This window comes from Arsukibacterium sp. (genome assembly GCF_036735525.1).
Taxonomy (GTDB): Bacteria; Pseudomonadota; Gammaproteobacteria; order Enterobacterales; family Alteromonadaceae; genus Alishewanella.
Genome location: NZ_DAINOE010000084.1, coordinates 1 through 13,424, shown reverse-complemented (window position 1 = coordinate 13,424; position 13,424 = coordinate 1). Strand labels below are relative to the sequence as shown.

General features: G+C 45.5%; 9 protein-coding genes. All 9 read left to right on the top strand.

The window, feature by feature from the left end:
- The first annotated feature begins 203 nt into the window (after nt 1–203).
- The 9 genes from V7D78_RS13960 (at nt 204) to V7D78_RS13920 (ending at nt 13,419) form a co-directional block, all read left to right on the top strand.
- On the top strand, nt 204–3,032 hold the full coding sequence (locus tag V7D78_RS13960; protein ID WP_333609068.1) for a response regulator: 2,829 nt from the start codon (nt 204–206) through the stop codon (nt 3,030–3,032).
- A gap of 17 nt (nt 3,033–3,049) precedes the next feature.
- A complete protein-coding gene (locus V7D78_RS13955) occupies nt 3,050–3,436 on the top strand; it encodes a response regulator (RefSeq protein WP_333609067.1) in 387 nt (128 codons plus the stop codon).
- Nucleotides 3,437–3,570: 134 nt separating this feature from the next.
- On the top strand, nt 3,571–6,717 hold the full coding sequence (locus V7D78_RS13950; RefSeq protein WP_333609066.1) for a PAS domain-containing protein: 3,147 nt from the start codon (nt 3,571–3,573) through the stop codon (nt 6,715–6,717).
- Nucleotides 6,718–6,738: 21 nt separating this feature from the next.
- A complete protein-coding gene (locus tag V7D78_RS13945; RefSeq protein ID WP_333609065.1) occupies nt 6,739–8,364 on the top strand; it encodes a diguanylate cyclase in 1,626 nt (541 codons plus the stop codon).
- Between the two features lie 110 nt (nt 8,365–8,474).
- Complete coding sequence (dnaK, locus tag V7D78_RS13940) at nt 8,475–10,385, top strand: molecular chaperone DnaK (protein WP_333609064.1); 1,911 nt, start codon at nt 8,475–8,477, stop codon at nt 10,383–10,385.
- A gap of 64 nt (nt 10,386–10,449) precedes the next feature.
- Nucleotides 10,450–11,580, top strand: coding sequence for a molecular chaperone DnaJ (gene dnaJ / locus V7D78_RS13935; protein ID WP_333609063.1), 1,131 nt, complete (start codon nt 10,450–10,452; stop codon nt 11,578–11,580).
- Between the two features lie 95 nt (nt 11,581–11,675).
- Nucleotides 11,676–12,473: a M48 family metallopeptidase gene (locus V7D78_RS13930; RefSeq protein WP_333609062.1), complete on the top strand. Its 798-nt coding sequence runs from the start codon at nt 11,676–11,678 to the stop codon at nt 12,471–12,473.
- Nucleotides 12,474–12,653: 180 nt separating this feature from the next.
- Complete coding sequence (locus V7D78_RS13925) at nt 12,654–13,268, top strand: hypothetical protein (RefSeq protein WP_333609061.1); 615 nt, start codon at nt 12,654–12,656, stop codon at nt 13,266–13,268.
- Nucleotides 13,255–13,419, top strand: a complete 165-nt coding sequence (locus V7D78_RS13920; RefSeq protein ID WP_333609060.1) for a hypothetical protein — start codon at nt 13,255–13,257, stop codon at nt 13,417–13,419. Before V7D78_RS13925 ends, V7D78_RS13920 begins: the two co-directional genes overlap by 14 nt.
- Nucleotides 13,420–13,424: the final 5 nt, after the last annotated feature.

Below are 13,424 nucleotides of genomic sequence, written 5' to 3'. Positions count from 1 at the left end.
TCCGATCACGAAGAGGGCCTTTAGTTCAAACTTTCTTATCCCGAGTTCAGGTTAACTTATTACAATTGCACACTTAGCTTGCATTTAATGTATAAATACCTAATCCTGATATGCAAGCTTAGCAAGGAGAGTGCAAGTTGCTTAATGTCATACAGCAAACATTTAACTTTAATAAATTGTACGCGGTAGTAGCCGCAGCAGTTTTGTCTGTTTTTTTGCTGGCAGCCTGGCATTCTGCCGCGCAACGTCAACAGTATCATAATAATTTAATTGCTGAGTTTGCATCTATACAACAGGCTAAGCAGCATGTGTTGCAGCAAGAAGCCAGCCATCAGGTAGAGATAGCGGTTAAACTTATTGCAGCGAATAAGCAATTAACCGATTTGATCCTGCAAGCGGCAGCGCTTTACCAGGCAGAAGGTGCTAATGCCAATTTAAGCCTGTTGCGGCAGCAAATAGCGCCTATTTTAGACAGGTACTGGCAAACGTTGACGCCATCAGGCGCTAGTCAGTTACACCTGCATTTGGCGACGGATGCTTTTACCCTGCTGCGGGCTCACCGCCCGGATCGCCACAGCGACAGTTTGGCTGATATCCGCCCGATGATCATGCACAGCCTGAATACCGCAAAGCAGTTAACAGCAACAGAGCAAGGACGGCATGGTCTAGGCCTGCGTTCAGTAATTCCGGTTTTTAATCAGCAAAAACAACTGGTGGCGGCAATAGAATTAGGTTTTGATTTACAGAATGTATTTGCGCAGCGACAAGTAAAAACCAAAACGACCGCGTCTAAAATGCCAGATCAGGGTATTGCATTGTTGGTGAAACCTGATGTTACGGCAGTGTTTCATCAGGACATGAAGAGAGACTGGCTGCAAACAGAGCAGTGGAGCAGTTACAAGCCTTCGGAAATTTTAAGGTTTTGGCTGGAAAACTACCAGTTGCCTGCTGAGGTTACCTACCCTAGATCACAACTGCTGACGTTTAATCAACAAACCTTTGTGGTGTCGCTGCAGCCCTGGCCGGTTTGGGGCGAAACTCCTCAGCAAAGTGGCCAGTTAGTGAGCATCCGTTGGCAGGATATCAGTTCGCAGGTCAGCGCTCAGCAGGGGGCTGAAAAGATTATTTTGTCTATGTGGTTACTGGCCGCTGTGGTTACCCTGATATTAGGCATATGGTTGGTATCTTTTTTACGACGCCTCGCCCGGATTGAAGTGTCAGGCCAGCAAAAGTTATTAAAGCAATCTGAACAAAAGTTATCTGCGCTATATCAGTTATCGCCTTTACCCATTTTATTAAACCGTTTTAGTGATGGTGCTTTTGTTGAAGCGAACCCGGCAATGACCGCTTTAACCGGTTATTCATTGCAGGAGTTAACGCAATTAAGTTATTGGGACCTTACCCCGGAACGCTATGCTGAAGCAGAGCAACAGCAACTTACGGCCTTAACACAAACCGGTCGCTATGGCCCCTATGTGAAGGAGTATCGCCATAAAAATGGTGATTTGATAGATATCGAGCTTAATGGGGTGCTGTTTAGTGATGGTGAAGGTGAAAGCTATATCTGGACAATTATTCAGGATATTCGCGAAATCAAACGTATTGAAAAACTTAAAGATGACTTTGTTTCTACCGTAAGTCATGAGTTAAGAACGCCGCTTACCTCTATTGGCGGCTCCCTGGGCCTGGTATTGGGCGGTGCCAGTGGCGAGTTAAGCCCTAAAGCAGAAAAGTTATTAAGAATAGCCTACAAAAACAGTCAACGATTAAATTTATTAATTAACGACTTACTGGATATTGAAAAGCTAGTCGCTGGAAAAATGGAGTTTGATGAAGCAGAGGTAGCATTATTGACTCTGCTTAAAGATGCGGTAGCACAAATACAGCCCTATGCTCAGCAATATCAAGTTAGCATTAAGATGCAAGCTGCAGAGAATCGAGATTTGTGGATAGATCCGAGCCGCATTCAGCAAGTTTTGACAAACTTTTTATCAAATGCCATAAAGTTTTCACCTAAGGGCGGTGAGGTGTTGCTTAGCTCAGAGATTATTGGGCAGCGGCTGCTTATTGCTGTGAGAGACAACGGCCCGGGTATTGCCCAAATAGATCAGCATCGGTTATTCAAACGGTTTTCACAACTGGAGCAAGCTAGTGACAAGGCTAAATCCGGCACCGGCTTGGGTTTGGCAATAAGCCGTGAAATTATTCTAAAGGCTGGCGGCGAGGTGGGGGTGTCTTCTGAACAGGGTCAAGGAGCGACATTTTGGTTTGAGCTGCCGTTACAGCAATCATTTAGTAAAGAGCTCACGGAAGATGCTATTTTAGTGATTGAAGATGATGCCGACACCGCGCATCTGTTAGGTGAGTTTTTAAAAGCAGAAGGCTATAGCAATGATTGGGCTCCTGACATTAAAACGGCCATGCAACAGTTAGCGAAGCGCCAGTACGCTGCTATCACTTTGGATTTAAAACTTAAAGGCGAAAATGGCGCTGATTTTTTTCTGCGGCTGCGTGATAACCCGGCTACCGCCAGTTTGCCAGTGTTAATTATATCCGCCTATATTGAGCAAGGACAGCTGCAGCTGGCTGCAATAGCAAATGCAGTAGATTGGATAGAAAAACCGGTTAGACCAGAAGTGCTCAGTTTAAAGTTAGGCCAGCTATTAAGTGAGTTACCCCGCCAAGATCGTGCTCATCGTATTTTGCATGTTGAAGATGATCAGGATATTGTCACTATTATGCGGTTTCAACTGGAAAAAATGTCTGAATATCATGCAGTTGGTTCACTTGCCGAAGCCCAAAAAATATTGCAGCAGAAATTCGATCTTGTTTTACTGGATTTAGGCTTGCCAGATGGCGATGGTATTGACCTGTTAGGTACCATTTCGGCAACTCAGGATGATATTCCGGTGGTGATATTTTCAGCTCAGGATGTAGCGATTGATAACAAAAGCAGAGTAAAAGCAACATTTAGTAAAAGCCAAATTAACACTGAAGTCTTGGCGAAATATCTTAAAAATATTCTTAACTGAGATAATAAGGAATTCAAATGGTGTTACAACGAATAATGCATGTTGAAGATGACGATTCTATTCGCGCTGTAGCCGAAATTGCGCTGACCGATGTAGCAGGTTTTGAGCTGCTCAGTTGCGATGGCGGAAAAAGCGCCTTGGCTCAGGTAGAGGCCTTTGCACCACAGCTGATCTTGCTGGATGTGATGATGCCGCAAATGGACGGACTACAAACGTTGGCGGCACTGCGCCAGTTACCTTCTGTAGCGGATGTGCCGGTGGTGTTTATGACAGCAAAAATTCAACAGGCAGAAAAACAGCAATATCTTGATGCGGGCGCTATAGCGGTGATTGATAAACCCTTTGACCCTATGTTACTGGGAGAAACCTTGCAGAGTTTGTATCAACAGTATTTGGTTAGTTAAACCTGAAGCAGTGTGAGAGCAGGTGTGTAGCGGTAATGGTTTAACGTTTCAAACTAAAATGCATTTTAGCTAAAAAGCTGCTAACTTATTTTTAAGCTGAAACTAAGCCGCTTTAAAATAACAAGAGTAGTCTTATGCAGCAACCAGCAATACCTCGTGATGAAAAACAGCGGATGGCGGCATTGCTCAGTGCTGAATTACTGGATACCGAGGCTGAACCTCGCTTTGACCGTATTACCACATTAGTAAAGCAGTGTTTGGGTACGCAAATTGTGCTGGTGTCGCTGGTTGATACTGGCCGGCAATGGTTTAAGTCACGCCAGGGGCTGAATGCCTGTGAAACAGGGCGTGATATTTCGTTTTGTGGGCATGCCATTTTAACGGGCGATATTTTTGAAATCGCTGATGCCAGTCAGGCCCCGCGCTTTGCTGACAATCCATTGGTTACAGCAGCACCTTTTATCCGCTTTTATGCCGGCGCACCGCTGAGTTTTAACGGTCAACGCATCGGCACCCTGTGTATTATTGATGCCAAGCCCCGGCAGCTGACTTTGGCAGAGCGACAAATATTGCGTCAATTCGCTGATATCATTGAGCAGGAAATAACGGACCGCTTGCAGGAGCAAGTGCATCAGCAATTAGCGGCCAGTGAGCTGATGTATCGCTCGGTGTTAGAGGGGACAAGTATCGGCACCTGGCAATGGAATGTGCACACAGGAGCAACGGTGTTTAATGAGCGCTGGGCTGAAATAATCGGCTATAGCCTGGCAGAACTCTCGCCCGTTGATATTAATACCTGGTTATCTTTTGCCCATCCGGATGATTTGGCCGAGTCAGGCAGATTATTAGAGCAGCACTTTTCAGGGCAATTACCTTTTTACGACTGCAAATGCCGGATGAAACACAAAGCCGGCCACTGGGTGTGGGTGCATGACAGAGGCCGGGTGGTCAGCTGGACTGAGGATGGCAAGCCTTTAATGATGTATGGCACCCATGCTGATATTACCGAACAAAAACAAGCCGAGCTAAAGCTTTTTGAGCAACGTTGGTTATATGAACAGATACTTGAACAAAGTATGGCTGGTTATTGGGACTGGGAAATTCAGGACGGTAAGGAATATCTGAGTCCAGGCTTCAAGAAAATGTTTGGTTACGCTGATGATGAGATGGAGAATAAGCCAGAAGCCTGGCAGAAGATAATTTTTAAAGAAGATCTGGATCTCGTTCTTGGCAGTTTTAATCAGCATGTATTGTCCAAAGGGGAGAGCCCTTTTGATAATATTATTCGCTACCACCATAAAGATGGTTCTACGGTATGGGTGCGGTGTGTTGGCAAAGTTATTGAATGGACAGACGAAAAGACACCGTTACGAATGGTTGGTTGTCATATTAACCTTACCAAAGAGATGAATATTCGGTCTGAGTTACAAGCCAGTCGCGATCAATTTCAGACTCTTGTCGCCAATATTCCTGGCATTACTTACCGCTGTAAAGTCGATAAAGACTGGACCATGCTGTATATGAGCGGCAGTATTGATCCGCTCTCCGGTTATCCGGCCTGCGACTTTATAAATAATGAAGTTCGCAGCTATGCCAGTGTGATTCATCCGGATGATCGCGAAAGATTAGATTTGGCTGTGGGTCAGGCAATTAACGATAACCAAAATTGGTTGTTGCAGTATCGGATTATCCATAAATCAGGTGCCATACGTTGGGTAGAAGAGCGGGGCCGTGCCGAATATACCGAGTCAGGGGACGTTATTTATCTTGATGGTTTTATTCTGGATATCACTGAAGAAAAAACATTAAAACAACAGTTGTTAAAGCTTACCTCTCAGTTGCCGGGCGTAGTGTATCAGTATCAGCAATGGCCGGACGGTCGGGCTTGTTTTCCCTATGCCAGTGATAACATCCAAAAAATTTATGGAGCTTTACCGGAACAGGTAAAAGATGATGCGACATTTATTTTCGGTAAAATTCATCCGGACGATCTGGCTGGACTGGCTAACAGTATTGAAGTATCAGCGGCACACTTGTCACTATGGCAGAATCAGTACCGGGTTTGTTTGGAAAACAAACAGCCAACCTGGCTGTCGGGGCGGGCTACACCAGAGCGCATGCCGGATGGCAGTACGCTATGGCATGGTTATATTGAAGATATAACCACCACAAAAAAGCACTATTTAGAGCTAGAACGACTTAACAAAGAATATAAGCTTAGCCAGCAGCGGCTGGAAATGGCCAGTGAAACAGCGTTAATTGGTTTTTGGCAGGCATCGTTAAAAACCGGTGAGTTGTGGTGGTCGCCGGTGATTTATCAGATTTTTGGTTTTGATAACAACATCACCCCCAGTGTTGCTTTATTCAAAAGTACCTTGCACCCACAAGACCGTCATCTGGTTGCAGCCAGTGAACAGCAGGCTTTAGAAACCGGCTTGCATGATGTGATTCACAGGATCATCCGCCCTGATGGAACTATCCGTTGGGTGCACGAACTGGCTAAAATGTTACCTGTAGCAGAAAACCCTGAACAAATTTTGGTTGGTTCAGTGCAGGATGTCACAGAGCGCATGCAATTGCAGCAGATGAAAGATTCCTTTATTTCAACAGTCAGTCATGAGCTTAGAACACCATTGACGGCTATTAAGGGTGCGCTTGGGTTGCTCAATTCTGGTAAGTTAGGGCAAGTGCCTGAAACAATGCTAAAATTAATGCAGGTAGCCAGTAGTAACAGTGATCGGCTGGCGAAGTTAATTAATGATCTACTGGATATTGAGAAATTGGCTGCTGGCAAAATGCCGTTTGATATGCAACCGCTCTCGGTGTTGGATGAGTTAAGGCAAGCTGTGGATAATTTGCAGCCTTTTGCTAATCAGCACCATGTCACTATTGATTTACAGCCAATACCCGCACAATGGCTTGTGCAAGCCGACTCATTGCGGCTGCAGCAAGTCGTCACGAATTTATTGTCAAATGCGATTAAATTTTCACCAAAAAATACCAGCGTGCTGGTGTCTGCGCAATGCCAGTCTGGTAGCGTGTTATTTCAAATAACGGATACTGGTTCAGGAATTCCCATTGAATTCCAGAGCCATATTTTTGAGCGTTTTGCCCAGGCGGATGGCTCAAATCAGCGGCAAAGTGGTGGCACTGGCTTAGGCTTGGCAATTTGTAAAGAATTAGTGCAGCAGATGGGCGGAAGTATAGGGTTTAACTCTGCTGCAGGTAAAGGCACAACATTTTACTTTGCGTTACCGGAAAAGCCCTATATTATAAGTTAACTGATTGACAGGAATGGTTTAATGACGTCAGATAAACCAACGCTAAATATGAACGATGCTTTTTCTCTGATAAGGCAGCGTTTTGAGCAAAGCTTAGCGCAGCGTGCTGATGCCATGCTTGCACTGACTCAGCAACCAGTAACCGAAGATAATCTAAAAGATATAGCTGCTGATGCGCATAAACTGGCAGGCGCCAGCGGTACCTTTGGTTATGCCGTGTTAGGTAATTTAGCCCGTCAGTTAGAACTACAAGCGACAGCGTTACGAGCCTTACCAGCAGCATCATTAGCCGAAAATTTACCCTTGTTGCAACAGCAACTACAGCTTTTTAAATTGGCAGTAACTGAAGCCTTGTATTCAGGTGCTGATGCTCAAACCTCAACCTTACCTGGGCAGCACATCGAACATTCGATCTGGCTGATGCTGGATAACACTCAGTTATTAACAGAACTGCAAACTCAGCTCGATGCCTTTGGACACAAAGTGTTACTGGTTACGGATTTTGATAGCTGTGTGCAATTATTAAAGCATAAAACACCGGCTCTATTGTTTAGTCATATAATACAGGCCGACGGTAAAATATTGTTTCAGCAAAATTTACTACTGAACTTGCTAAAGCAGCATCAAAGCCGTTTATTGGTGTTTTCTGAACAGGATGACTTTGCATTACGGGTGCAGGCTGCACAACACTTTGCTGATGATTTTTTTATTTCGCCGCTTGATATTCCAAATATGCTCAGTCGCATCACTGAATTGCTCGAACAGGCCAGTGTAGGTCGTGGCCGGGTGTTTATTGTTGATGACGATAAACTGTTGGCCGAACATTATGCATTAGTGCTAAACAGTGTTGGCGTTAAAACCGCTATCAACCACTCACCGCGCACTATTATTGAAGAGTTGCTAAGTTTTCAGCCTGATCTGATCCTGATGGACATGTATATGCCTGATTATACCGGCGCTGAGTTGGCTGGCGTGATTCGTCAATACCCTTCATTACGCCGTTTGCCGATAGTGTTTTTGTCATCAGAGCAGAATAAAAGTTTGCAAATCAGGGCGATGTCGCACGGGGCAGATGATTTTATTACTAAACCTATTAGCGATTTGCAGTTAGCTCAAGCCATCAAGGTGAGGTTAGCGCGCAGTTTACAAATTAAAAATTTAATTGAAAAAGATAGCCTGACCTCGCTTATTAAGCACAGTGCAATTAAAGAAGTGGCAGATTTAGAATTTGAACGTGCAGAGCGACAACTAAAACCCTTGAGTATTGTCATGCTCGATATTGACCACTTTAAAGCCGTCAATGATAGCTTTGGTCATGCTACCGGTGATGTAGTCATTACTGCGTTAGCGACTTTGCTTAGAAAACGTATTCGCAAAACTGACCGGGCAGGGCGCTATGGTGGCGAGGAATTTATGCTGGTGCTGCCAGATTGTACTGCTGTGCAAGCGAGACAGTTAACTGAACATATTTTACAAGCATTTTCCATTTTGCATTTTAACAGTTCCGCTCAACAATTTTCCTGCAGTTTTTCAGCGGGCGTCGCTTCAACCAGTGACAGCAGCTTTATCAATGCTGAGCAAATGATTGTCGCTGCTGATGAAGCGCTGTACCGGGCTAAGGCTGCCGGTCGCAATCAAGTGTGCTAAGCAGCTTTTTATAAAAAAATTACCGCAATAACCTTGAATCGATCAGGGCTAATCCCCACTAACTGCTCAACGCAATATTTAATTGTTCAGAATACAGGTGGAGAGTAGTTATGGGTAGAATTATTGGTATTGACTTAGGTACAACTAACTCATGTGTGGCTGTGTTAGATGGCGATAAACCACGGGTGTTAGAAAACGCTGAAGGTACGCGTACCACGCCTTCAATTATTGCTTATGCTGAAGACGGTGAAGTGTTAGTCGGCCAGCCAGCAAAACGTCAGGCCGTGACCAACCCGAAAAATACCTTATATGCAATCAAGCGCTTAATCGGTCGTCGTTTTGAAGACGAAGAAGTGCAGCGTGACATCAAAATCATGCCGTTTAAAATTGTCCGGGCTGACAATGGTGATGCCTGGGTAGAAGTGAAAGACAAAAAACTGGCGGCGCCACAAATTTCAGCTGAAATTCTGAAAAAAATGAAGAAGACTGCCGAAGACTTCTTAGGTGAGCCGGTGACGGCTGCGGTTATTACCGTACCCGCTTACTTTAATGATGCTCAGCGTCAGGCCACTAAAGATGCCGGCCGTATTGCTGGTTTAGATGTGAAGCGCATTATCAACGAGCCTACTGCTGCGGCGCTGGCTTATGGTATGGATAAAAAGAAAGGCGACACCAAGATTGCAGTCTATGACTTGGGTGGCGGTACTTTCGATATTTCAATCATTGAAATTGATGATGTAGATGGTGAGCAAACCTTCGAAGTATTAGCGACCAACGGTGATACCCACTTAGGTGGTGAAGACTTTGATAACCGCGTCATCAACTATCTGGTTGAAGAGTTTAAAAAAGAGCAGGGCATGGATTTACGTAATGATCCTCTGGCCATGCAACGCTTAAAAGAAGCCGCTGAGAAAGCCAAGATTGAGCTGTCATCCGCGTCACAAACTGAAGTGAACCTGCCGTATATCACGGCTGATGCCTCAGGCCCGAAACACTTAAATATTAAAGTGACCCGTGCCAAGCTGGAATCACTGGTGGAAGACTTAGTGCAGCGTACGTTGGAGCCGCTGAAGAAAGCCTTAGCCGATGCCGACTTAAGCGTAAGTGAGATCAACGAAATTATTCTGGTAGGCGGTCAAACCCGTATGCCAAAAGTACAGGAAGCGGTGACAGCTTTCTTTGGCAAAGAGCCTCGTAAAGACGTAAACCCGGATGAAGCGGTAGCGGTAGGTGCAGCCATTCAGGGTGCGGTATTGTCAGGTGATGTGAAAGACGTACTGCTGCTGGACGTAACACCACTGTCACTGGGTATTGAAACCATGGGTAGCGTGATGACGGCGCTGATTGAGAAAAATACCACTATCCCGACTAAGAAGTCGCAAGTGTTCTCAACAGCGGATGATAATCAGTCTGCGGTAACCATTCATGTGTTACAGGGTGAGCGTAAACGAGCCACTGACAACAAGTCACTGGGTCAGTTTAACTTAGAAGGTATTCGCCCGGGGCGTCGTGGTGAGCCACAAATTGAAGTGACCTTCGATTTAGATGCCGATGGTATTTTACATGTGTCAGCCAAAGATAAAGACACCGGTAAAGAGCAAAAGATCACCATCAAGGCCTCTTCAGGCTTAACTGAAGAAGAAATTGCGGCCATGGTGCGCGATGCTGAAGCCCATGCTGAAGAAGACAAAAAGTTTGAAGAGCTGGTGCAAACCCGTAACCAAGCTGATGCCATGGTGCATGCTACCCGTAAGCAGTTAGAAGAAGTGGGTAACGAGTTGGCAACTAACGACAAAGCCGCCATTGAAAAGGCGATCGCTGAGTTAGAAGTGGCTCTGAAGGGCAGTGACAAAGCAGAAATAGATGCTAAATCACAAGCCTTAATTCAGGCATCACAAAAACTGATGGAAGCGTCACAGGCTAAAGGGCAGCAGGGTGGTAACGCCGATGCGGGTCAACAGCAGTCTGCTGATGATGTGGTCGATGCTGAGTTTGAAGAAGTGAAAGACGACAACAAATAATTTTGGCTAATCCGGGCTGCAGCGTTAAACTGCAGCCCTTTTACCGAGAAGTAAGCACAAAGCTATGTCCAAGCGTGACTATTATGAAGTATTAGGTGTCGCCAAAGGCGCCGATGATAAAGACATCAAAAAGGCCTATAAACGCCTTGCCATGAAATTTCACCCGGATCGTACTCAGGGTGATAAAGCTATGGAAGAAAAGTTTAAAGAAGTGCAGGAAGCCTACGAAGTCTTATCAGACGAGCAAAAGCGTGCCGCTTATGACCGTTTCGGTCATGCCGGGGTTGATCCTAACCGTGGTGGCGGTGGTGGTGGCTCTGCCGATTTTGGTGATATCTTTGGTGATGTGTTTGGTGATATTTTCGGTGGTGGCGGCCGTCGCGGCCAGTCGCGGGCGCAGCGTGGTTCCGATCTGCGTTACAACCTGGAATTATCATTAGAAGAAGCGGTAAAAGGCAAATCAGTCGATATTAAGATCCCAACACTGGTGAATTGTGATAGCTGTGATGGCTCAGGTGCTAAAAAAGGCACTTCGGCGAAGAGCTGTCCAACCTGTCATGGTGTTGGCCAGGTGACTATGCGTCAGGGCTTTTTTGCCGTGCAGCAAACCTGTCCTACCTGTAATGGCCGCGGTAAGATTATTCCGGATCCTTGTACTAAGTGTCATGGTGAAGGCCGGGTTGAGAAAACCAAAACCCTGTCGGTTAAAATTCCGGCCGGCGTCGATACCGGTGATCGCATTCGCTTAAGTGGTGAAGGTGAGGCGGGTATGCATGGTGCACCAGCTGGCGATTTATATGTGCAGGTCCATGTACGCGCGCATCCCATTTTTCAGCGCGATGGCAATAACCTATACTGTGATGTGCCCTTGAGCTTTGCTATAGCGGCGCTGGGTGGCGAAATTGATGTACCGACGCTTGATGGCCGGGTTAAGCTGAAAATACCGGCAGAAACCCAAACCGATAAGATGTTCCGCTTGCGCGGTAAAGGTGTGCAATCGGTGCGTGGTGGCGGTGTCGGCGATCTGGTGTGTAAAGTGGTTATTGAAACGCCTGTTAACCTCAGCGATAAGCAAAAAGAGTTACTGCGCCAGCTAGATGACAGCATGGCCGGTGAAAGTGAAGCTAAGCACCGGCCCAAATCTAAAGGCTTTTTTGATGGCGTCAAAAAATTCTTCGATGATTTAACCAGTTAACTGCTATATGAAAACCACCTTAGGGTGGTTTTTTTTTCTGCTGCGGTTACAATATAGAAACACCCTGCTGTTATAGCATTTATAAGGATATCTATATGCTGAAAAAAGTGTTTATCACTGTCGTTTGTTCATTGCTGATCGTTGCCTGCGCTGAGTCGCCAACCGGTCGTCGTCAGGTTATGTTGTTTAATGATAGCCAGCTGAATAGCATGGGTGCACAGACCTTTGAGCAAATGAAGTCTGAGATTGCCATTGCCAAAGATCCCAAAGTACATGGCTATGTACAATGTATAGCCAATGCGCTGTTAACGGTAACGCCAGAGAAGTATCGTAATAATGCCTGGGAAGTGGTGGTATTCGACAGCGAACAGGTGAATGCCTTCGCCTTGCCTGGTGGCAAGATTGGTGTCTACACTGGTTTATTAAATGTGGCCAAGAACCAGCATCAGTTAGCCGCTGTCATGGGCCACGAAATCGCCCACGTCATGGCGGGCCATAGTAATGAGCGTTTATCAACTAATCAGTTTTTACAAACAGCCTTGGCGCTGGGCGATGCCGGCTCGCGCGCCTATGGCGTGCGTTATCAGCAAGAACTGATGGCAGCACTTGGCCTGGGCGCGCAAATTGGTGTGGCCTTACCATTTAGCCGGGCGCATGAAACTGAAGCGGATATTATCGGGCTGGAGTTAATGGCCAAAGCTGGCTTTGAGCCGCGCCAGGCCATAGATCTATGGCAAAATATGGCTGCTGCCAGCGGTGCTAACCCACCACAGTTTTTATCGAGCCACCCTATACCAGATACCCGCATTCGTGAACTGCGTGAACGTATGCCCGCTGCACTGAACCACTTTAATGAGCGCAGGGCGGCTGGACGTTTACCAAATTGCGGTTAAATGAAATCGGTTTTTGTTGATTGTCAGGCATTTTTACAATTGACTGATATGATTTCTTGTTTGCTTTGATATGTTTTTTTAAAACAAACGCTTATGCTTTTGGAGCGGATTTTGCAAATAGATTCGGATAGTTATCGAAGAGCGGCATGCTCTGTATTAATCCAAATTTTCAGGATGTGAATGATGGATAAAATGGAAAAAGACACTAGCCCGACACCAGGGGCTTCCAGGAGGAAGTTTTTGGTTAAAGCCGGTATGGGTTCCTTACCGGTATTAATGGCGTTAAAGAGTAAAGGTGCCTGGGGTTACAGTACGCAAAATTGTAACTTGAGTGCCACTGTATCAAAAATGCAATCGGCGCAAGCTCAGCAGTTTGAAGCCTGTGTCAATGGCTTCAAATCTCATGGTTCTGGAATGCAATTTTTTGCCATTAATGGGCAAGGGAATGGCAACGGAAATGGCCATGGCCGCTTTGGTTATTTTTTAGAGGGGCATACCAATTACCATGGTGGTTTTGTCACATATAACGGTCATGTAATAAATAACCGCACGCCTTTTAATGCAGTTTTTGGTGGTGCCGATTCCAGAACCTTAATGGTGATGGTACAAGAAGATGGCACTACAGCGCTTGAACGAAATATCACCAGTTTGTTTTTACATTCTATGTTTCCTGGTAGTGCTGGCAGTTTACCTGACAGTGATGCCATTGTTAGAAGCTATACCAATGCCGTAACGTCCTCACAAATTTCTCAGCTTGATACTGTATTGAAGTTGTATATAGATGGAAAAGCTTGATGCTGCTAAAACCTATGCTGCTTGGTTAAGGGAGCATAAGAAACCCTCAGCAATAAACTATACTTTTTCTGATGGCAGTAAGGTATCTTATGATATTGTTACTGCCACAACCACTAAGGTTGATGTAGTTGTTGCCATACCAGTGGAATAATTTTG

What these genes read in the sequence shown, in the direction of transcription:
- V7D78_RS13950 (WP_333609066.1), top strand. Translation starts at nt 3,571, where the DNA reads ATGCAGCAACCAGCAATACCTCGTGATGAAAAACAGCGGATGGCGGCA.
- V7D78_RS13955 (WP_333609067.1), top strand. Translation starts at nt 3,050, where the DNA reads ATGGTGTTACAACGAATAATGCATGTTGAAGATGACGATTCTATTCGC.
- V7D78_RS13945 (WP_333609065.1), top strand. Translation starts at nt 6,739, where the DNA reads ATGACGTCAGATAAACCAACGCTAAATATGAACGATGCTTTTTCTCTG.
- dnaJ (WP_333609063.1), top strand. Translation starts at nt 10,450, where the DNA reads ATGTCCAAGCGTGACTATTATGAAGTATTAGGTGTCGCCAAAGGCGCC.
- V7D78_RS13930 (WP_333609062.1), top strand. Translation starts at nt 11,676, where the DNA reads ATGCTGAAAAAAGTGTTTATCACTGTCGTTTGTTCATTGCTGATCGTT.
- dnaK (WP_333609064.1), top strand. Translation starts at nt 8,475, where the DNA reads ATGGGTAGAATTATTGGTATTGACTTAGGTACAACTAACTCATGTGTG.
- V7D78_RS13920 (WP_333609060.1), top strand. Translation starts at nt 13,255, where the DNA reads ATGGAAAAGCTTGATGCTGCTAAAACCTATGCTGCTTGGTTAAGGGAG.
- V7D78_RS13925 (WP_333609061.1), top strand. Translation starts at nt 12,654, where the DNA reads ATGATGGATAAAATGGAAAAAGACACTAGCCCGACACCAGGGGCTTCC.